This window comes from Pseudodesulfovibrio pelocollis, from assembly GCF_030282845.1.
In the GTDB taxonomy this organism is placed as follows: Bacteria; Desulfobacterota; Desulfovibrionia; order Desulfovibrionales; family Desulfovibrionaceae; genus Pseudodesulfovibrio; species Pseudodesulfovibrio pelocollis.
Genome location: NZ_JASTWE010000043.1, coordinates 1 through 21040 on the forward strand (window position 1 = coordinate 1; position 21040 = coordinate 21040).

Here is a 21040-nt window from a genome sequence, read left to right on the forward strand (position 1 = left end):
CCCCCCCCCCCCCCCCCCCCCCCCCGGAATCATCCACCCCCACCCCACCCTGAACACTGTTTACTTTGTGAACGGTGTTTGCTAGATGATCGCGGATGAGCAGAAAACCAAGGCGTGAGCGCGACAGGGGCCGGATGCGGCGGCTGATATTGGATGCGGCCCGGCAGCTGTTTGTGCGTGAGGGGTTCGACAATGTGTCCATGCGCCGCATTGCCGGGGCCATCGACTATTCTCCGGCAGCAATCTACAGATATTTCAGCAACAAGCGCGAAATACTCTCGACCTTGCGGGCCGAGGGGTTTGATAGGTACGTAGCCGGGCAGCGGGCCAGGGTGCGCGAGCATTCGGACGTGCTTGCGCGCATGCGCGTGGAGGGTGTGGCCTACCTGCGGTTCGCCATGGAAGAGCCGGAGTATTATCAGCTGATGTTCTGCACGGATTGCAGCGAGGTGGACCTGGAGGGCGACCTGGCTGCCAGTTCCCTGGAATCACATGATTTGTTCCAAGAGACTGTGGAGCAGGCCGTGGCCGCTGGCCTGTTCGGCGAGGCCGATGCGGATGTCGTGGCCTTTGCGCTGTGGTCCGGGGTGCATGGACTGGCGCAGCTCATCCGGTCCGGCCGGGTGGCGGTGCTGGCCGGGGATGTGGATGTGGAGACGCTGGTTGCCGGGATAGTGGATTTCATGCTGCGGCCGGGCCGGTGCGGTGGCGGGGAGGCGAAGTGATGCGTTGGAAAGATGCGCTGGTGGCCGTGGCCATGGTCCTGTTTCTGTCCGGGTGCATTGGCGACGAGGAGGTTGCGCGGGACGCGACACCGGTGGCCGCGCCCGAAGCACAGGCCGCACTGAGGGAGGCGCCTCGGGCGGCTGAAGAGGATGCGGCCCGTCAGGGCGAGGTGTTCGTGGCCGAGGCCGCGCCGCGCCGCACGACCCTGACCGGGTTCACCCGGGCGCGCACGCTGATGACCCTGGTCTCCGAGGAATCGGGCCGGGTCCACAAGGTGGTGGCCGACGTGGGCGACACCCTGGGCGAACACGGGCTCTTTGCCGAGCTGGACACCACCTTCATCGAGCTTGATCTTCAGGGCAACCGGGCAGACCAGCAACGGTTGCAGAGCGAGTTGACCTATTCCAAAAAAGAGATGGAGCGCTACGAGCAACTGGTGCGCAGCAACAATGCGCCCCAGTCCACGCTGGACAACAATATCCGGGCGCACCAGTCAGCCCTGCAGCAGCTGCGGGCCAAGCAGATCGAGGAGCGGGTGCTGGTGGAGCGCATGAAGCGGTTTTCGCTCCTCGGCCCTCCGGGCTGGCAGGTGGTCAGCCGGTTCATCGAGCCGGGCGAGTGGCTGACCAACGGGGCCAAGGTGGCCGAGCTGGGCCGGTTCGACGTGCTCCTGGTGCCCTTTGCCCTGGCGAGCGAGGAGTATCGCGCCCTTGGCCCCAAGGGGAGCGAGGTGACGCTGCGCCTGACGGATCTGGGCCAGGACGTGGCCGCCACCGTGGCCCGCGTCTCGCCCGGATTTGACGCCCAGAGCCGCAAGATCAACGTGGACCTGGAGATCGCCAGCGGCGACTTCGAGTTCCGGGGCGGGTTGCGCGTGGAATTGTCCCTCGACTTGCTGGACCCGGGAGGGGCCGTGCTGGTCCCGGCCTCGGCCCTGATCAAGGCCTACGAGGAGCACTTTCTCATGACCCCGGACGGCGAGCGGGTCCATGTGGTCCTGCTGGGCTCGGCCGAGGGCGGCATGCGCCGGGTCAGCGGCCAGGATGTGAGACCGGGCGACACCTTCCTGCTGTACCCCTAGGACGGGCAGCACCCAATCAGGAGACGGACAATGGCGGCAGCGGGCAGCAATTCGTTCATTCGTGGGCTGGTGAGCCTGACTCTGGGGCAGAAGGTTTTCGTCAACCTGGTCTTCGTGGTGCTCACGGTGGCCGGGGTGTTTTGTCTTTTCTCCCTGCCGGTGGAGCGCTACCCGGACGTGCGCATGGGCAAGGTGATCATCAGCGCCTTCCTGCCCGGAGCCAGCCCGGACGAGATGGAAATGCTCGTCACCCGCAAGATCGAAGACGCCCTTGAAGACCTGGAAAATGTGGAATTCGTCCGATCCCGCTCGTTCCGCCAGCGCGTTTCCATCCTGGTCAAGTTTCTTGACGACACTGACTATGACGCTTTGTATGACGAATTGCGCTTCAGAGTGTTATCCATCCAGAACGACCTGCCCCGGGACATGGACCCGCCCACCTTCACCGTGGTCCGCATCAGCGAGTGGCTGCCTGTCATCTCCGTGAACCTTGTGGGCGAGCGCTCCAACCGCGCCCTGACACTGATGGCCAAGGAGATGAAGATCCCCTTGCAGCGCATCCCCGGCGTCAAGGAGGTGAAGATCGACGGCGAGTACACGCGCGAATTTCACGTCACCCTGGACCCGGGCAAGATGATGCAGCTCGGCGTGACCTTCGACGAGACGGCCAGGGCCCTTGAGGCGGCCAACGTCTCTGTTCCGGCCGGTTCCTTTGTCAGCGATTCCGGCGAGTACGTGCTTGTGGTGGACGAGAAGTTCCGCTCGCGCGACGCCGTGGCCGCCACCATCATCCGGCGTGACCTCGACGGCTCCTTTGTCACCGTGGGCGATGTCATGAGCCGGGCGGCCATCGACTACCGCGACCCGGTTGTCATCTCCTCGGTCAATGGCCGGGACGCGGTGTCCATCAAGATCATCAAGACCCCCGAGGGCAACGCCCTGGACATCGGCGCAGAGGTGGAGCGGGTGGTGGCCGAGTTCGGCCCGGTGCTCGATACCGAGGGCGTGGAGGCCGTGCTGACCCAGGACCAGCGCCTCAACATCAACGAGAACATCAACACCCTTGGCTCCAACCTGCTGGTGGGCATCACCCTGGTCTGCGTGTGCATCTGGCTGGTCATGGGTTTTCGCAACGCCGCCCTGACCACGGTGGGCGTGCCCTTCGCCTTCATGGTGACCATGGTCATCATGCGCCTGACCGGCAACTCTCTCAACGAAATCACCCTGTTCTCCTTCGTCCTGGTCAGCGGCATCATCGTGGACGACGCCATCGTGGTGGTGGAGAACATCTACCGCCACGTCCAGGAGGGCAAACGGCTGCGCGAGGCCGTGGTGGACGGCACCAGCGAGGTCTTCCTGCCCGTGCTCGCGGCCACGTCCACCACCATGGCCGCCTTCCTGCCCATGCTGATCATGACCGGGTCCATCGGCGAGTTCTTCGCGCTGGTGCCCAAGGCCGTGTCCTTTGCCATCGGCGCGTCCCTCATCGAGTGCCTGTTCATCCTGCCCGCCCACTTCATGGACTGGCCGGGCGCGGACAAGCTGGAGAAGGAGGCGCGCACCCATGGCCGCCGGGCCACGGACCCCCGGTTTCTCGTGGCCCTGCGGGGCTGGACCGAGGCGGTGCTGGCCGTGACCATGCGCCACAGGTGGAAGACCCTGGGCGTGGTCTTCGGCTCCTTTGTCCTGGCCATCGTCATGCTGCTGGTCTCGGTGACAGGAACCCTGCCGCTCCTGCGCATCAAGTTCTTCCCGGACGAGTACACCCTGTATTACGTGTCCATGGAGGGCCCGGTGGGCACGGACGTGCGCGTCGCGTCCGAGAAGGCCAAGGCCGTCTCCCGCGCCATCATGGACTTCGGACCGGGCACCACCATGGCGACCTCGGCCCTTGGCGGCATGGACATCAACGAGGACTACGAGAATGTCTTCGGCTCGAACCGGGCCATCGTCATCGTGGAACTGCCGGACAAGGGCGATCAGGATTTCATCGACACCCCGGACAACGATCCCCTGAAGATGCTCGACGCGGTGCGCGCCCGGCTCGCGCCCTTTGCCGAGGGCGGCTGGACGCTGAAGATATGGGCCGAGAAGGGCGGGCCGCCAGCGGGCAAGGATCTGAACATCCGGGTGCTCGGGCCTGACCCGGCTGCCGTGGCCGGGCTCAAGGACACGGTGGCCACCTGGATCACGGCCAATGACCGCATCGCCCCGCATCTCATTGATTTCGGGGCCGACACGGGCTCGGACAACCGCATCTTCCGGTTCAGCCCGCTGTCAGCCCGCATCGCCGAGCACGGACTGACCCCGGCCGAGGTGGCGGCCCTGGCTGGCGGGGTGCTCGACGGCCGGTTCGTGGGCAAGTTCCGCACCGCTGACGAGGATGTCAATGTGCGGCTGAAGATCGACGGCCGCTTCGTGGCCGAGCCCGAGGACGCGCTGGACATCCCGGTGATCGAGGACGCGGACGGCCCGGTGCGCCTGGGCGATCTGGTGGAGGTGCGCGCCTACCGCGAACCGGGCGAGCTGAGCCGCTTCCAGGGCCAGCGCTCGGTGACGCTCACGGCCAACATCAGGCCGGGCGCGCCTGTCAGCGCCCAGAGCGTGGTCCACGACGTGCGGCTTTTCTATGACTCCATCCGGGCCGACTACCCCGGGGCCAAGCTGGACTTCGCCGGGGAGTTCGAGTCAACGGGCCGCTCCTTCACCTCGCTCATGTATGCGTTTTTCATCGCCATCATGCTCATCTACACCATCCTGGCCTGCCAGTTCCAGTCCTACACGCAGCCGGTGGTCATCCTCTCGGCCGTGGCCTTTGCCCTGATCGGCGTGGTTTTTGGCACCTTCCTGACGCGCTCCCTGTTCACGGTCAACAGCTTCATCGCCACCGTGGGTGTGGCCGGGGTGGTGGTCAACGGCTCCCTGGTGCTCCTGGACTTCATGAACAGGCTCTATGCCGCGGGCTACACCCGGGCCGAGGCCATCCGCGAGGGGGTGCGCATCAGGCTGCGGCCCATCCTGCTGACCACCCTGACCACCACCCTGGGCCTGCTGCCCATGGCCCTTGGCATTCCCTACTACTCCCTGGTCTGGGGGACCATGGCCACCACCTTTGTCACCGGTCTGTGCGTGGCCACCACCCTGACCCTGTTCGTCATGCCCATCGAATGGGACCTGCTCATGCGCCGCAAGGAGCGCCAGGAACAGCGCCGCGCCGAAAAGCTCGGCCTGGGCGACGGCGATCCCGGCTAGCCGGATGGGGCCGCAAATATGGTGGTTTGTCGCGCAGGCGTTCGCAAAACCGGCCAAAAGCGCAGCGCCAACCCCGGGCAGCCCGGCAACCCGTCCGGCCAAAGCATGGCGCGACATCGCCGGAAACCACTGCCCTGCCTCACGGCAGCCTGCCCATCCCTGAAAGCGCGGCGCAAGCCGGGAAAACACGACCCCAAACCCGCCTAGAGATTTTCTAGACAAAACCTAGAAACTGGCCGATCTAGCTGGATTGATGAAAAGAATGATTCTTGTTCACAAAAACTGGGCATGGTGGGCGCGGATTGCGGTGCCGTGAGAGCGAAGAGTCCGGCTGTGCGTCATCAGGAAAAAATTTCTCGGGCGGGCGGGGGTCTCGGCAGTGGGCGCGGTCTGGCTGGCGAGCCTGCCGAGGCCACGGGTTGGCGATGCTCCTGGGCGGGCGCGGGTGTTGCCTGCGCGGCCATGGGCGGGTATCGTGCGGCTGCTGCGGCCACGACAATGAACAACGGCAAGGAGCCGAACATGACTGGCAACTCTCCGACTTTGCATGCAATATCTGGACAGACCGTGTTGCTTGCGGGCGATGTGGAGGCGTCCCTCGCCTTTTACGGCAGGCTGGGCTTTGAGCCCGTGCCCGAGCCGGGGGGGGCGGCCGTGCCGGGCCTGCTGCTGCTTGGGCCCTTTGGCCAGTCCCTGCGTCTGGTGCGGGCGGCCGGGGCAGGGGGGGCGCAGGCCGGTCAGGGAGCGGCCACCGGGCTGGTGCTGCGGCTGATGGTGGCCGATGTGGCCGATGCAGGGGCCGCCATTGAGACCGCTTTCAAGGCCGCCAGCGAGGCAGGGAGGAGCGGACCTGCAAGCCATCGGCTCGGGGACGCGCGGCTGTATCGCGGGCCGGACGGCGAACTGGTGCTGCTTGAGGAGCGCGGGCTGCCGGGCGTCGAGCGGGTGCGGCTTGTGGTGTACGATTTTGACGGGGTCATGACCGACAACCGCGTCTTCATGGACCAGGACGGCCGCGAGTCCGTGGCCGCCAACCGCAGCGACGGCCTGGGCGTGGGCATGATCCGTGGCCTGGGGGTGGACCAGTGCATCTTAAGCACCGAGACCAATCCGGTGGTCCTGGCCCGGGCCGCCAAGATCGGTCTTGACGCCGAGACCGGGGTGGCCGACAAGGCGGCGGCGCTGACGGCCCTGGCCAAGCGGCGGGGCGTGTCCCTGGCCGAGGTCCTGTTTGTGGGCAACGACGTCAATGATGCCGGGGCCATGGCCCTGGCTGGATTCCGGGTGGCCCCGGCCGACGCGCACCCGGCGGTGGAGGCCCTGGCCGGATACGTCACCTCGGCCCGGGGCGGGCATGGCGTGATCCGGGAGCTTGCCGACCTGCTGGCTGCGGCCCGGGGGTGAACCCCGGGGCGCAGGAACCCTATGTCGCGTTCGCTGCTGGACATTCTTGTCGGTTTCAGCCTAATCAGATACCAGACGTGTCCGATTCGCGGCACGCGGACCCACCTGGAGACGGCATGGAAACCGCGTCCTTCGAGAACATCTGCATCTCCCATCTCATGGACGGCCTGTGCGACGGGCTGTCCCATTTCTCGCCGCCGAGCCGGGCCGCCCTGATTTACGCAGTGGGGCCGGACTCGCCGCCGCGCATCAGCGACCCGCAGGGGCTGCTGGACGGGCACGAGCCAAAACTCCGGGATTACTACATCTACTCCAACGCATGGCGGGGGAAGGCCGTGCCCGGACGCCACCTGGAACTGATCGAGGCGGCCGAGGCCGGGCTGGACCTGGCCGGAGCCATCGCCCTGGGGGCGCGCTCGACCCCCATCCACTACCAGATGTGGTTCACGGACGAGCATCCGGGCATGTGCTCGGTGGGGCCCACCAAGCGCTGGCTCGAATACGCGGCCGGACTCATGTCCCAGAATTTCGCCATCCGCGACGTCATGAGCCTTGAGACCACGGGGTTCGTGCTCCAGCACTGCGCCACCCACGCGGTGCGCGACTATATCGTGGACGAGCGCAGCCGCATGGGTTGGCTTGACACCCATGTGCGCATCTATCCCTTCCTTGACGCGGTGCTCGGGGTTTCCGGCACCCAGGAGGAAGGGGCGCGGCCCCGGGGGCGGCTGGTGGTGGTGGAGCCGGGCCAGCTGGCGCAGGTGCGCTTCATCTGCCGCTTTCCGGCCCACGAGCAGCCCATGCTGGGCCACCGCAAGCATGTGCGCAAGCTGCTCCAGGCAGTGGAGGACTCGGGCCGGGTGCTGGTCTCCGACGGAGAACGGCTGCTCGGCATCGCCATCGGGGCCATGCCCGGCGCGTATCTGACCGCCCAGTTCAGCGGCACCCACGGCTTCCTGTGGCTGCGCGACGAATTGGTGTGCAGCTTTCAGGACGGCGGGTTCCACTCCTCAAACAGGCGGGCCAATCTGGTGCATCTGGAGGAACTGCTGCTGGAGACCGACATGCCCATGGAGGACCAGCACACCCTGATGCAGATCGCCCAACTCATGGTCAACCGGGTGCGCGACCGCAAGCACGGCTGCACCCTGGTCATCGACACCGGGGAGGAGCGCCTGCACATGTCCGGACAGCACCTGGAGCAGCCCCTTGATCTGCGCGACAGCGGCCAACTCAAGCTGGCCTGCTCCCTGGCCAAGCTCGACGGCGCGCTCCACCTGGGCCGCGACCTGAAGTTGCACGGTTTTGCCTGCCTCATGGACGGCCGGGCCGTGCCGGGAGAGAACCGGGCGCGCGGGGCCCGCTACAACTCGGCCCTGCGCTTCACCGCCGAGCACGAGGACATCTTGGTGGTGGTCGTGTCCTCGGACCGGCCCGTGTCCATCATCAAGGGCGGCATGGAGCTGACCGCGGCCTGTCGGTTCCGTCAGCCCGGCCGGATGGCCCGGCCGCCCCTGCTGGTGGAATGGATCATGAGTTGAGGCGGCGGGCGTGACCTCCGGCGCTCCTTTGGCCGGGTCGTGGCTTGTTGATCCCGTCTTCTGGATCGCGGCCCTGCCTGCCCTGGCCGCTTCCGGCCTGCTGGTCCAGATGATCGTCAGCCTGTTCACCTGCTGCGGCACCTTCCGTCTGCGCGGCCGGGCCGTGCAACTGCGCTGGTGGATGATCCCGGCGACGGCAGCTGCCTGCGGGGCATTGTGGACCGTGGCGGCCCTGTGTGCGGTTCTGGGCTGAAGACGGGGCTCGACGAAAGGGCATTTGGCGGATATGGGAATGGTTCCCGGAGTTGCAACCCTCAACTGGGTGTAGAAAGTTGTTATCTCAGGCTGTTCAAAAATGTTCGAGTGCAGCCTTGAGCCGTTGATGAGCCGTCTTCGGTGAATCCTACGGATCAGGACAGCAACGATAGGCGCGAAAAAAGGTCAAGGCCGAAGCGTACTTCCTGTACGCGAGGGTTTGACCTTTTTGAAGCAACGCAGCAACCGGACGTTTTTGAACAACCTGGCAAGGTGTTGCATGGCGATACAGCGTGACATCCTCGGCATCGGCGGCAGGATCGAGACGGGCGAAGGCCCGAATGTCGAGGAATACAATCAGATAGATCCCCACATCCTGGCCTGTTTTCCGCCGGATCGCTATCCCGTGGACCTGTACCGCTGGCGCGAGGACATCCAGTCCCTGAGCCCGGTCTACCGCGTCGGGCGACAGGTGGACCGGCGGCTGCGCGAACGGGTGCTGGTCATGAGCGAGCAGGGAACGCTCTTCTTCTCGCGCAACCAGATCGCCCAGTACGCGGCCTGCGTGGCCTGTGATCTCAATACCGCCTTGGACGACCCCAACCTGACCTGGGACGAGAAGGGACTGGTCTTTGTCGGCGAACTGTCGCGCAGGCAGGACGAGTTCTTTGCCCACCCCATGTCCCGGGAGCTGGACAGCCTGACCCGGGCCATTGCCGACTTCTGCATCCACCTCGTTGAGGACAGTCGGCGCATGAGCATCGTGGCCCATCACCTGCACTGCGACCTGGCCCCGGAGCGCCGCCGCATCAACGGCTCCCTCATGGCCCTGGCCGTGTACCTGCACCTGCACAAGGGCGAGATCATGCTTGAGATGCTCGAAACCGTGGCCCTGGGTTTCTTTGTCTACGACATCGGCATGACCCGGGTCTCGCCCATGATGATCGCCCGGCCCAATCAGCTGACGCCGAGTGAGCAGCGGACCATGCGCGAGCATCCCCGGTTCGGGCTCGACATCCTTTCCCGCCTCAACCTGACCCGGCCCGAGATCCGCGAGCCGGTCAGCCAGCATCACGAGCGGCTCAACGGCACCGGCTATCCTGCCGGGCTGTCGGGCGACGCCATCGGGCGCCTGGGGCGCATCGCGGCCGTGGCCGACTCCTACAGCGCCATGGTCACGGGCAAGGCCGTGCGCCAGGGCATTGCGCCCATCAACGCCGCTGCCGAGCTGGTGGGCAACGAGCGGCATTACGACCAGACCGTCTGCCGCGCCCTGGTTCGCTTTCTCCAGACCGTTCCCTCCACCCTTGAACCGGCCTGAGCCACCCTCTCCCAACCCGGAGCCCGCGCCGTCACCGACCTGTCGTCAAATATCGACCGGCGAGTCAGGCGCGCGTCACAAATGCGGTCGCGCCGTGCGGAGCGAGCCAGCTAGGGTGCTCGGAAACGGCCCGCATTCCAGCGCGGGCCATCAAACCCGGGAGGCACCATGCTCTGGTTCAAACACGGAACATACACCCACGAATACGTGTCCGGCCAAATGGCTGAAATCAGCGCCAGGGTCGGGCGCGAGACCCGCCGCATGGTCTATGTGGCCACAGCCTCGGTGGCGCTCATGGTGGCTGTCCAGGCCGTCTGCCTGTATGATCTGGTCAAGATGTAGGCGCTGAGGCGGGAGAGCCGGGCAGGGGCCTAGTCCCTGCGAAAGGCCAGACGCCTGAGCAGCAGATAGAGCCCGGCCAGCCCGGCCACCACCAGGGCGGCCACGCCCAGCCCGGCGGGCAGGGCCTCGGCCGTCTCGTCCGGCCGGAACACCTCGTTGAGCACCAGGGCGTTTTCCGGCAGGCGATGGGCCGGGACGCCGTACCGGGCCAGGGTCGCCATGTCGATGACCGGCCGGGACGCCAGGGGTTCGGGCAGCATCTCGCCGACTGCCTCGCCAGCTGCCGCGCGTAGCACCAGTCCGGCCAGGGAGTGTCCCAGGTCGCTGGCCGGCACGGTCGCGGCGCAGGCCACACCCGCGCCGAGATGGCGGTCGGACAGGGCAAAGACAGGCCCTGCACTCCGGGCGGCGAGCATGGCCACGGCCTGGGACTCGTCCACGGGGTTGCCCCGGGGGTCCCTTGCATAGCCGAGAAACAGCGCAACCCCGCCCGAGGGGGGCACGCCGTGGGCCGCGCCACGCAGCCCGGCCAGGGTCAGCCCGCCGTCATCGCCGGGCTCGTGGCCCGGGAAGATGATCCGGGTGTCCCCCCGGGATGCGGCGTCCATCAGTTCCATTGACTCCCTGACCGCCCGCATCCGGGCCACACTCTCGGACGAGCCGTCCGCAATGCCCACCACCAGCCGTGTCTGGGGCCGCAGCCGGAAAATGAGGTCCAAGGCGGCGGCCGGGTCCTCTGCCTCGGGCAGGCCGGTGCATTCACCGCACTGGAACAGGTATTCCGGAGGGGGCGCGGCCATGCCGCAATAGAAGACCGGGGCAGAGGCGAACAAGTTGTCGCGGTACTTGCGCATGAAGGCAAAGGCGGATTCGCCGTCAGCCACCACCGCAGTGGGCGAGCCGTCGCCCCAGGCCCCGCGCAGGGCCTCGAAGCGGGCGTGGAAATGGTCGTCACCCCGCTCCTGGGAGCCGAGGAGCACGGCCACCACCGAGCCGGGATCGCCCAGGCCGTCGGCCAGGGATCGCGCCAGGGCCCGGGTCCGCTCATCGGGCCTGTCCGCGCCGTGGAGCAGGACCACCATGGGCCTGCCATCCACGGCCTCCGGGGACTCGTCGTTCTGCCCGGCTCCGGGGGCCGTGGCCTGCCCCGGGGCAACTCCGGCCCAGGCCAGGAGAGCGATGACCACGGCCAGCAGGCGCAATCGCGATTTCCACAATCGGCAAGTCATTTTGTGTTCAATAATAAGCGTTTATTGTTTCGTCGCCTTTCGGAAGCTTGCGGATCAGCGCGGTTCGCGATAGGCGCAGACCCGGTTGCGGCCCATGCTTTTGGCCTGATACATGGCCGTGTCCGCCGCGCTGATGAGGCGGCCCGCATCCCAGCCCGGCAGGCACTGCGCCACGCCGATGGAGACCGTGAACTGGAGCGAGGTTTCGGACAGGCGGCCATCGGTGCGGATGCGGAAATCGTATCGCTCCACATTCATGCGGATGGCCTCGGCCTTGACCACGGCCTTGTCCAGGTCCATGTTGCGCACCGCCACCACCAGCTCCTCGCCGCCGTAGCGGGCTGCGAAACCCTGGTACTGGACCGCGTGGGCCGTGATGATCCGGGCCAGGGCGTGCAGCACGTCGTCGCCCGCCTGGTGGCCGTAGGTGTCGTTGACCAGCTTGAAGTGGTCCACGTCGATCATCATCAGCGAGATGGGGCCGGACAGGCCCTTGGCCTGGGCCAGCACCGCAGCCTGGACGTGGGAGTCCAGGGCGCGGCGGTTGTGCAGCTCGGTGAGCAGGGGGTCGAAGTTGGCCGTGTGCTCCAGCATCCTGGCGCGCTCTTCAAGCTCGCGCGCCTCCTCGCGAAACTCCACGATCAATTCCTGGAACATGCCGCGCACCCGGGCCACGATATGGGCCCGGTCCTTGCCCGACTGGATGACCCCCACGGTGTTTTCGCGAAAGTCGTCGAGCCTGCGGTTCTGCCGTTCGCCGTGGCCCTGCATGGAGTCGATGATGCCATTCATCTCGTTGACCAGTTCCGTGGCCGAGCGCTTCTCCTGGGCCAGGGCCTCCTCAAGCTCAAGGGTGCCGATGGTCTGCATGATGTGCATGTCGAGCATGGCGATGATCTCGTCGAGGTGTTCGTCGGTGAAGTCGCCCTTGGCCAGCTCGGCCAGGATTTCGCGCTGGATTTCGGCCTTTTTCTCGTCGGTGTAGATGGAGAGCCGGGCCAGGAGATTGCGCACGAACAGGACCACGGCCACCCAGTCCGGGTCATTGATGCCGAAGTGGGACAGGACCTCCTCAAGCTCGCTCATGGTCGTGCAGCGCCTGTCGAGGGTCATCGGGCCTCCTTGGGTGGCTGGCTGCGGGTCGGCGATGCTGGCGTGTCGCGCCGGGCCACCAGTTTTCCAGCCATGCCCGAAGCATAGGTCAGAAGTCGCCGCAAGGCAAAGGGAAAAGGCGGCCGGACTCGGGCTTAGAGCATGTCCGCGCCGCTCAGGACGGCCACGAAACGCCGGAAGACATCCATGTCAACGCCGTCGCGCATCTGGTGGCGGATGAGGGTCAGGGCTTCGTAGGGGGGCATGGCGTCGGCGTAGGGGCGGGCCGTGGTCAGGGCGTCGTAGATGTCGGCCATGGATATGATGCGCACGGGCAGGGGGATGTGTTCGTTCTTGAGCCCCCCGGGATAGCCGGTGCCGTCGAGTTTTTCGTGGTGGAAGAGGATGCAGTTGATGGTGTTCTGGGTCATGGGCAGATGCGAGCACATGGACACGCCGTGTACCGGGTGCTCCTTGATCACCTCGCGCTCGGCCTGGGTCAGGGCGCCGCGCTTGTTCAGGATGCGGCGCGGAATCCTGGCCTTGCCGATGTCGTGCAGCAGCGCGCCCAGCCCGCACTCGAAGGTGTCACCATCGCTCATGCCGCTGGCCTGGAACACGGCCACCGAATAGATGAACACGTGCATGCAGTGGGTGTAGGTCTTGTAGTCATGGGAGATGAAGGGGGCCACGGCGGCCAGGGACTTGTCCGAGGCCAGGAAGCGGATGGAGCTGCGCACGATCTCGGTGACCCGGTCGAAGTGCCTGGCCCGGACGCCGCTTGGCAGCTTGTGGTCGAAGATGTCCTGCATGACCACGTTGGACGCCTCGTAGAAGACCTGGGAGCGGACCTCGATGGGCAGGGTCTCGTCCAGCAGGATGGTGCCCAGGTTGCGCTCGATGTACAGCTCGTACTGCGGTTTTTCCGAGCTTTGGACATAGACCTCGCGCACCCCGTTGTCGTGGAGCACCTTGCGGTGGCGGGGGGTGAACTTCTGGCCCGAGGCGGTGTAGAGGACGAAGTCCCCTCCCTGCCAGAGGTAGACGGAAAAATCCCCCAACGCCTCCGGGAAGAGCATCACCGGGGAGACGGGGAAGTAGGATACCGGCCGGGCGGCGCGGGTGTTCAGTCCCATTGGCGGGAAATTATCCCAACTGCAATCGGAACGCCAGCGAAAATCACGAGAAAATCTAGAGAGTGCGGTCCGGTCCTGCCTTGGCCCGGCCGAGCATGGCCCGGGCGACGTCGAGGGTGGGGATGATGCCGCGCGGGCCGGGGTCGGCCCAGGGGTCGCCCGCCAGCACCGCGGCTGCCCAGTGGCGCACCCCGGCCGGGAAGAAGTGGGGGGTGTTCAGGACGATGGCCGCCTTGGCCCGGCCGTCTTCCTGCCTGGCCGCATAGGAGAAGTTGGTCCCGTGCATGGCGTGGACAAAGCGCGCGCCCGGCACCCGGACAAAGCCGAAGCCGTTTGCCGCGGCCTGGACCCAGAAATCCCAGTCCTCGTAGGCCGTGTTGTGGCGGTATCCGGCCGAGGCCTCCCATACCTGACGGCGGATCACGGCCGCCGGGGGCAGGATGTTCTGCACGCGCAGCAGGGCGGGGTCGAAGTCGGGCAGGGCCACGTCCCGGGTCTGGCCGTCCTCGGCGTGGGTGTAGTCGGTGTAGGCCAGCTGGATGTCCTGGCGGACGGCCAAGGCGTCGAGGCAGGCGGCCAGGAAATCCGGCCCCGGGATGTCGTCCGGGTCCAGGCAGAGGACGAGGGGGGCGCTGGCCTTGGCAAACCCAGCGTTGCGCACCGGGCCGGGGCGGCCGTGGCGGTCGAGCCACAGGGCCGTGAACCGGGCCAGGGGTAGCCCCGCCAGCGCGTCGCCAGCCCGGCGGGAGTCGTCGGTGGAGCCGTCGTCCACCAGGATCAGTTCGACATCGTCCAGGCCGCGCGTCTGCCCGGCCAGGCTGGCGGCCAGCCGGGGGAAAAATCGCCCGTAGTTGTGGTTGGGCACGATGATGGACAGGGTGGGCAGACTCATGACGCCGGGAAGAGCCTGGCCAGGACCGCCTCAAGTTCGGCGCGTTCCACGGGTTTGGCGATATAGTCGTCCATGCCGCCCTCAAGGAAGATTTCCCTGTCGCCCGCCATGGCGTGGGCCGTGATGGCGATGATGGGGATGGCCGGGTTCATGGCCGAGCCCGGCCCGGCTTCGCGGATGCGGCGGGTGGCCTGGACCCCGTTCATGCCGGGCATCTGGATGTCCATGAAGACCGCGTCAAAGGGCTCGCGCTCAAGCAGGGCCAATGCCTCCTCGCCGTTGTTGGCCGTGGCCGCCTCATGGCCCATGGTGGCCAGCATCCTGGCGGCCATGAGCCGGTTGACGCGGTTGTCCTCCACCACCAGCAGGCGCAGTCCGGTGCGGCCCGGCCTGGGCTCGCGAGCCGTCATCCCGGCCGCAGGGCCGGACGCGATCGCGCCCGAGGCGGCGTCGAACCCGATGGCTACATGCACGGTAGTGCCGTTTCCCTGCTCGCTCTCCACGCACATGGCCCCGCCCAGCAGGCCCACCAGCCGCTTGACGATGCCAAGGCCCAGCCCCGCCCCCTGGTGGCGGCGCACATAGGAGCCGTCCACCTGGGTGAAGGGCTCGAAGACGTGGTCCATTTTGTCGTCAGGGATGCCTATGCCAGTGTCGCTGATGCTGAAAAGCAGGCGGGTGCGCCCATTTCTGGGGTCCGGGCCCAGGGGGTTGACCGTGATGGTCACCGCGCCCTGGTCCGTGAACTTGATGGCGTTGCCCACGAGGTTGAAAAGGATCTGACGCAGCCGGCTCTTGCCGCCGATCAGGTGCTCGGGCGTGCCGGGGGCAAGGGTCAGGCCCAAGGCCAGCCCCTTGTCCCGGGCCTCTCCCCGGAAGGTGGCCAGCACGTCGTCGAGGAAGGGCGAGAGGTCGAACTCCTCGGTGATCACCTCCAGCTTGCCCGCCTCGATCTTGGAGAAGTCGAGGATGTCGTTGATGATGCCCAGCAGGCTGCGGCCCGAGGCCAGGGCCGTGTCCACGTAGTCGCGCTGGATTTCGTTCAGGTCCGTGGTCTGGGCCAGTTGGAGCATGCCCAGCACGCCGTTGAGGGGGGTGCGGATCTCGTGGCTCATGTTGGCCAGGAATTCGCTCTTGGAGCGGCTGGCGGCCTCGGCCTGCTCCTTGGCCTTGAGCAGGTCGCGTTCATTGGCCTTGCGCTCGATGGCCAGGGCCACTTGCTCCGAAACCGAGGTGAGCAGGTTCACGTCGCGGGCGGTGTAGCGGTAGGGGTCTGTGTAGGACTGCACGGCCATGACACCCACCACCTCGCCCCTGATCTTGAGCGGCACGCCCAGCCACACGGCCGAGGGGGTGCCCACCGTATCGTCAACGCCGCATCCCCTGGCCCCGAGGAAGTCGGCGCGCACCACCCGGTCCACGGGATGCAGGCCGGGATCGCCCGGGCCGGGCACGTCCACGAAGGCCAGTTCGCGGCTTGTCACCAAAAGCGGCCTGCCGGTGCGGATGACCTCCACGGTGAAGCTGCACGAGTGCTCCGCCGAGAGGTCGATAACCTTGCCCTTGAAGTCGTCCTTCTCGTCCTCGATGTAGGGAAATTCGAGCCGGGTGCGTTCCCTGTCGAGCAGGGCGATGAAGAAATTGGCGGCCTCGATGTTGTCGTCGAGGATGGCGTGGATGCGCTGGTAGAGTTCCTCCAGGTCAGAGGTGGTGCTGACCGCGCCCGAGATGCGGTAGAGCATGGTGGCCACGGTCTCGTTGTACTGGCGGGTGGTGATGTCGCGGGTCACGGTGGCCACGTGGGTCACGTCGTGGACATCGCCCCAGTAGGGGTACATGGTCACCTCGTAGAACCTGCGGCCCGAGACGGGAAAGGAGAACCATTCCCGATAGATGACGCTTTTTCCGGTGAAGCATTCCTCTAGTCTGGGCCGGATGGCCTTCTCGAAGACGTCTTCGCCCCACAGCTCGGCAATGGGGTGGCCGATGACCCCGGCCTCGGGCCTGCCGTGATGGTCCAGGTAGGCCTCGTTGGCCGCCTCGAAGACGAAGCGCCTGTTGATAAGGGTCATCATGTCTTGGGAGGCGCTGGCGATGAACTGGAACTTGCGCAGCGATTCTTCCAGGTCCTTGCGCGCGGTCACGTCCCAGAGGGTGATGAAGGCGGCCTTGCGGCCGTCGAGGTCCATGAGCACGGCCGAGACTTGGGTCCAGAAGCGGCCGCCGTCGGCCCGGACCATCTCCACCTCGACGTTGTCCAGCCGCCCCTGGCGCTGGATGTGCCCGAAGAGTTCCTCCCGCACGGCCTCGTCGGCATAAAAGCCCCGGGTGGACATGCCCTGGGCCATTGACCGCTCCACGCCGAAAAGCTCGGCCCCGCGCGTGTTGCAGAACAGGGTCTGGCCGCTGGCGATGTCCACCACGATGATGGGCAGGGGTGAGGTCTCGATGATGACGCGCAGCCTCTCTTCGCTGCGTTGCAGGCGCCGGGACACGCCCTTTTGCCGGGTGATGTCGGTGAGCACCCCGACAATGCCCCCCGGGGTGCCGTCCGGGTTGTCAAAGACCGCCTTGCGGATGAGGATGTCGCGCTCCACGCCGCCGAAGAGGGTGGCCTGTTCGTATTCCTGGCGGCCGCCCGAGGCGAGCAGTTCGCGGTCCTTCTGGAGGAAGACCGGGCTTTCGTCGGGTGGGGCGAACTCCTCGATGCGGCGGCCCAGCACCTGCTCGCGGGTTAGGCCCGCGAATTCCTCCCACGCCTTGTTGCAGCCCATGTAGCGCCCCTCGGCGTCCTTGTAGAATATCTGGTTGGGCACGGCGTCGATGATGGTCTGGAGAAAGGCCAGCTGGTTGCCCAGCGCCTCCTGGGTGCGCTGGTGTTCGGCGATCTCGAGGTCGAGCCGGGCGCGCTGGGCCGCCAGGTAGGCGGCGCGCTCAAGGCCCTTGAACAGCGCCTGATCCAGCTCGGCCAGCACGTCCTCGTCCTTGACCACGAAATCCCACGCTCCCCGGCGCACGGCCCGCACCGCGTCCTCGATGCCGCGCGCGCCAGAGACCACTATGAGGGGAATGGCGTCGGTGCGGTCGGCCATGTCGGCCAGCACGGTCAGCCCGTCCACGTCGGGCAGGTTGAGGTCGATGAGGGCGGCCGAAAAGCGCTGCTCCACAAAGGCGTCCAGCCCGGACCGGCCGTCGGCAGCCAGGTGGACATGGAATCCCTTGCCCTCCATGTGGCGGGTCACCAGCCGTCCGAACTCGGGACAGTCGTCTATGATCAGGATGCGCTCCGGCATCTGTGCGCCCTCCCCGGGAGTCTCTCTCTCCCATCCTATACGCCATTGCCGGGAAAATATGAAGCCGAAGCCGCGCCAGGGGTGCAACGGCCCTGTTTCGGCCCTATGCGGCCCGGACGTTGTGTCCGGCCGGGGTTTGCGCTACAGGGGAGAGCGCCCCTCACATTATTTTTTTGGAGACACCCCCATGCGAATGTTCCTTGCCGCTCTGGTCCTCGCCGTCACCCTGCTTGCCCCGGCCGCCCACGCCGAGCCCCTGGTCTTTGTGGGCGACATCGATTTCGCGCCCTATTCCATGCTCACCGGCGGCCGTCCGGCGGGCATCGACGTGGATGTCCTGACCGAGGCAGCCCGCCGGGCGGACATCGAGATCACCATCCGGCTGCGCCCATGGGACGAGGTGGTGCGCATGCTTGAGGCCGGGGAGTGCGCCGGGGCCTTTGCCCTGTTCCGGGGCGAGGGCCGCAGCCGCTACGCCCGGTTCCTGGACGCGGTGCCTATCCACACCAGCGATTTCGTGCTCTTCACCATGGTTGGCAGCCGCTTTACCTTCCGTTCCCTCGACGATCTGGCGGCCAGGACCGTGGCCCGGGTGAGCGGCGTGTCCCTTGGCGACGAGCTTGACGCGGCCGTGACCGCAGGGACCGTGACCGTGCGCGACTTCCCGGATCAGGCCTCGGCCCTGGCCGCCCTCATCGCCGGAGATGTGGACGCCTACGCGGGGAACATAGACGTCACCTACTACCGGCTCAAGGACATGGGCATGACCAGCTCCATCGTCTACCTGCCGCGAAAGCTCGTGTCCCAGAAGCCCGCCTATGTGGCCCTGTCCCGGGCTGCCGTCGTGCCGGAAATGGAAGAGGTGGTCCAGCGGCTCGAACTGGCCATGGCCCAGATGCGCCGGGACGGCACCTACAGGACCATCGCCCACCGCTACCTGCTGCGCTTCTAGCAGAAGCGGACGGCTCGGGCCGGGCGCTCGGGTCAGGCCCCGTCGACGGGCAGGGTGAAGATGAACTCGCTGCCCCGGCCCGGCTCGCTCTCGACCCATATGTGGCCCCGGTGGTCCTCGACGATCTGCTTGCAGATGGGCAGGCCAAGGCCTGTGCCCCTGGGCCGGTCGGCCAGGCTCTCCTGCCCCTGGGTGAACTTGTCGAAAATGACCGCCCGCTGGGCTGGGGCGATGCCCGCGCCCGTGTCGGCCACGCTGAAGCGCAGATGATCGCCCACCCGGCTCGCCCGGCAGGAGACGCTGCCCTGCCCGGTGAACTTGGCCGCGTTGGAGAAGAGGTTGACCATCACCTGTATGAGGCGGTGGCGGTCACCCCTGATTCTGGGCAGATCCTTTTCCACCTCGTCCAGAAACAGCACGTCCGAGCCCTCGAACAGGGCTGAGGACGAGTCCATGGCCGGGCGCAGGAAGTCGGCCGGATCAAGCGACTCCATGCGGTATTCCACCCTGTTGGCCTCCAGCTTGGCCAGGTCGAGGACATCGTTGATCAGGGCGGTGAGCCGCTCGCCTTCGGCCTCGATGATGTCGATGTTCCTGGCGATGCGGTCCATCTCCCTGCCCAGTCTGGGGTCCAGCCCTTGGTCCACGGCCGGAAAGACCCGCTCGCCGAGCTTTTTGCGGATGATCTTGGCAAAGCCGATGATGGAGGTCAGCGGCGTGCGCAGCTCGTGGGAGACGATGGACAGGAACTCGGTCTTGGCCTTGTTGGCCCGGGCCAGTTCCCGGGTCCGCTCGCGCACCCGAATTTCAAGCTCGTCGTGGCTTCTGCGCAAGGCTTCCTCGCCCCGCTTGCGCTCGGAGATGTCGCGGGCCACGATGACCGCCTGGCGGGCTTCGCCGTGTTCCACGATGCGCAGGGACATCTCCACGGGCACGGGCGGCCGGTCGGGCGTGGCCGGGTGGCGAAACTCGGTTTCCAGGCTCATGGTCTCGGTGGAGAGATTGAACAGGTTGTCCGCGTAGCGGGCGATGTGTTCGGGCAGCAGGTCCCTGAAGGGGCGGCCCACCACGGCGTCCCGGCCGCAGCCGAGCATGGCCGGGGTGGCCCCGGACACGTCGGCCACCAGGCCGGTGGCGCAATCCACCACGAAAATGGCATCGCTGACGCGGTCGAGCAGGGAGCGGAAGCGCTCCAGCTCGCCCAGGCGATTCCTGAGTTCGGGATAATAGCTCTTGCTGATGGACCGCCTGCCCAGGCCGATCAGCTTTTCCCGTTCGCCGCCCGGGTCCGGGGCGGGCCTGTCAGCACGCCTTTTCATAGATGGCGACGACCTCGTCGGCCGTGGGTTGGCGCGGGTTGGTGAGCATGCAGGCGTCGGCCAGGGCGTTTTGCGCCAGCAGGGGCAGTGCCTCGCTGGTCATGCCCAGGTCGCACAGGGTCTGGGTGACGCCCGCCGCCCGCTTGAGTTCCCGGATGGCCCCCAGGGTGGACTGCCTGATCCTTTGCTCGTCCGCTCCGGCAGGAATGTCCGCGCCCAGGGCGTTGCCCAGCTGGCGATAGCGCTCCGGCGCGGCCGCGAGGTTGAAATCAGCCACATGGTCCAGGAGGATGGCGTTGCACAGGCCGTGGGGCAGGTCGAGCAGGCCGCCCAGGCTGTGGGCCATGGCGTGGACCGCGCCCAGGATGGCGTTGGAGAAGGCGAGCCCCGCATAGGTGGAGGCGAGCATCATGCCGGTGCGCGCGGCCATGTCGTCCGGGGCTTCGATGGCCCGCAGCAGGTGGCGGCGGACAAGGCGCACCGCCTCCAGGGCGTTGAGGTCGGTGAAGGCCGAGCTGGCGTTGGACACATAGGCCTCCACCGCGTGGGTCAGGGCGTCCAGCCCGGTGTGGGCGGTGAGGTGCTTGTCCATGGTCACGGTCAGGGCCGGGTCGATCAGGGCCACGTCCGGGATCATGGTCTTGGAGACGATGGCGATCTTCACCCTGCGGCCGGTGTCGTTGACGATGCAGAACTGGGAGATGTCGGCCGCCGTGCCCGCAGTGGTGGGGATGCAGATGAGCGGCGGGCCGGGCCGCTCCACCTTGTCCACGCCCTCGAAATCGAGCACGTGGCGGTCATTGGTGCAGACGATGCCGATGGCCTTGGCGCAGTCCATGGGGCTGCCGCCGCCCACGGCCACGATGGCGTCGCATTTCTCGCGCCGGTAGACGTCGGCTCCGGCCATGATCTCGTGGTCGCGGGGGTTGGCCGAGACATCTGCGAACACGGCGCAGGCCACTCCCTCGGCGCGCAGGCTGTCGGCCATGCGGCTGGGCAGGCCGAGCCGGTCCACCCCGGGATCGGACACGATCAGGGCCTTGTTGACCGAAAGATTGGCGGCGAACTGGCCCGCCAGGGCACCTGCCCCGTCTCCGAAGACGAACTCCGGGGCCACGAACTTCCTGAGTTCCGCGAGGTTGTCGGACATGGCCGTACTCCCTGCCGCCGGGCATCGGGCGTGCGGCGAGTGCCGCGCCCTTCCC

16 protein-coding genes are annotated in these 21040 nt (G+C 66.8%); 9 read left to right on the forward strand and 7 right to left on the reverse strand.

The window, feature by feature from the left end:
• Positions 1 to 95 precede the first annotated feature (95 nt).
• The 8 genes from QQS14_RS13425 (at position 96) to QQS14_RS13460 (ending at position 9922) form a co-directional block, all read left to right on the forward strand.
• Positions 96 to 725 carry a TetR/AcrR family transcriptional regulator gene (locus tag QQS14_RS13425; protein ID WP_285907519.1) on the forward strand — a complete coding sequence of 210 codons (630 nt, stop codon included), beginning with the start codon at positions 96 to 98 and terminating at the stop codon, positions 723 to 725.
• On the forward strand, positions 725 to 1807 hold the full coding sequence (locus QQS14_RS13430; protein ID WP_285907520.1) for an efflux RND transporter periplasmic adaptor subunit: 1083 nt from the start codon (positions 725 to 727) through the stop codon (positions 1805 to 1807). Before QQS14_RS13425 ends, QQS14_RS13430 begins: the two co-directional genes overlap by 1 nt.
• A 30-nt stretch (positions 1808 to 1837) precedes the next feature.
• On the forward strand, positions 1838 to 5059 hold the full coding sequence (locus QQS14_RS13435) for an efflux RND transporter permease subunit (RefSeq protein ID WP_285907521.1): 3222 nt from the start codon (positions 1838 to 1840) through the stop codon (positions 5057 to 5059).
• Between the two features lie 567 nt (positions 5060 to 5626).
• Positions 5627 to 6463 (forward strand): KdsC family phosphatase, encoded by an 837-nt coding sequence (locus QQS14_RS13440; RefSeq protein ID WP_285907522.1) that lies wholly within the window; start codon positions 5627 to 5629, stop codon positions 6461 to 6463.
• Positions 6464 to 6579: 116 nt separating this feature from the next.
• A complete protein-coding gene (locus QQS14_RS13445; RefSeq protein ID WP_285907523.1) occupies positions 6580 to 8004 on the forward strand; it encodes a DNA integrity scanning protein DisA nucleotide-binding domain protein in 1425 nt (474 codons plus the stop codon).
• 10 nt (positions 8005 to 8014) lie between these two features.
• On the forward strand, positions 8015 to 8257 hold the full coding sequence (locus QQS14_RS13450) for a competence protein ComEC (RefSeq protein WP_285907524.1): 243 nt from the start codon (positions 8015 to 8017) through the stop codon (positions 8255 to 8257).
• Positions 8258 to 8539: 282 nt separating this feature from the next.
• A complete protein-coding gene (locus QQS14_RS13455) occupies positions 8540 to 9580 on the forward strand; it encodes an HD-GYP domain-containing protein (RefSeq protein ID WP_285907525.1) in 1041 nt (346 codons plus the stop codon).
• A 168-nt stretch (positions 9581 to 9748) separates the two neighbouring features.
• The gene (locus QQS14_RS13460) at positions 9749 to 9922 is read left to right on the forward strand and encodes a hypothetical protein (RefSeq protein ID WP_285907526.1); all 174 of its coding nucleotides are present in this window, start codon (positions 9749 to 9751) and stop codon (positions 9920 to 9922) included.
• A gap of 29 nt (positions 9923 to 9951) precedes the next feature.
• Here QQS14_RS13460 and QQS14_RS13465 read toward each other — a convergent pair whose 3' ends face one another.
• The 5 genes from QQS14_RS13465 to QQS14_RS13485 all read right to left on the reverse strand — a co-directional run bounded on the left by QQS14_RS13465 (position 9952) and on the right by QQS14_RS13485 (position 17564).
• The gene (locus tag QQS14_RS13465; protein ID WP_285907527.1) at positions 9952 to 11151 is read right to left on the reverse strand and encodes a hypothetical protein; all 1200 of its coding nucleotides are present in this window, start codon (positions 11149 to 11151) and stop codon (positions 9952 to 9954) included.
• A 54-nt stretch (positions 11152 to 11205) separates the two neighbouring features.
• Positions 11206 to 12264: a GGDEF domain-containing protein gene (locus QQS14_RS13470; RefSeq protein ID WP_285907528.1), complete on the reverse strand. Its 1059-nt coding sequence runs from the start codon at positions 12262 to 12264 to the stop codon at positions 11206 to 11208.
• A gap of 134 nt (positions 12265 to 12398) precedes the next feature.
• Positions 12399 to 13379, reverse strand: coding sequence for an HD-GYP domain-containing protein (locus QQS14_RS13475; RefSeq protein ID WP_285907529.1), 981 nt, complete (start codon positions 13377 to 13379; stop codon positions 12399 to 12401).
• A 55-nt stretch (positions 13380 to 13434) separates the two neighbouring features.
• A complete protein-coding gene (locus QQS14_RS13480) occupies positions 13435 to 14271 on the reverse strand; it encodes a glycosyltransferase family 2 protein (RefSeq protein WP_285907530.1) in 837 nt (278 codons plus the stop codon).
• Positions 14268 to 17564, reverse strand: coding sequence for a response regulator (locus QQS14_RS13485; RefSeq protein ID WP_285907531.1), 3297 nt, complete (start codon positions 17562 to 17564; stop codon positions 14268 to 14270). Before QQS14_RS13485 ends, QQS14_RS13480 begins: the two co-directional genes overlap by 4 nt.
• A 187-nt stretch (positions 17565 to 17751) precedes the next feature.
• Here QQS14_RS13485 and QQS14_RS13490 point away from each other — a divergent pair, with 187 nt between their 5' ends.
• Entirely contained in the window at positions 17752 to 18516 is a 765-nt protein-coding gene (locus tag QQS14_RS13490) for a substrate-binding periplasmic protein (protein WP_285907532.1), read from the forward strand.
• A 32-nt stretch (positions 18517 to 18548) separates the two neighbouring features.
• Here QQS14_RS13490 and QQS14_RS13495 read toward each other — a convergent pair whose 3' ends face one another.
• Positions 18549 to 19835 carry a PAS domain-containing sensor histidine kinase gene (locus QQS14_RS13495; protein ID WP_285907533.1) on the reverse strand — a complete coding sequence of 429 codons (1287 nt, stop codon included), beginning with the start codon at positions 19833 to 19835 and terminating at the stop codon, positions 18549 to 18551.
• Positions 19819 to 20985, reverse strand: a complete 1167-nt coding sequence (gene ercA, locus QQS14_RS13500; protein ID WP_285907534.1) for an alcohol dehydrogenase-like regulatory protein ErcA — start codon at positions 20983 to 20985, stop codon at positions 19819 to 19821. The genes QQS14_RS13495 and ercA overlap by 17 nt, the downstream gene beginning before the upstream one ends.
• Between the last annotated feature and the right edge of the window lie 55 nt (positions 20986 to 21040).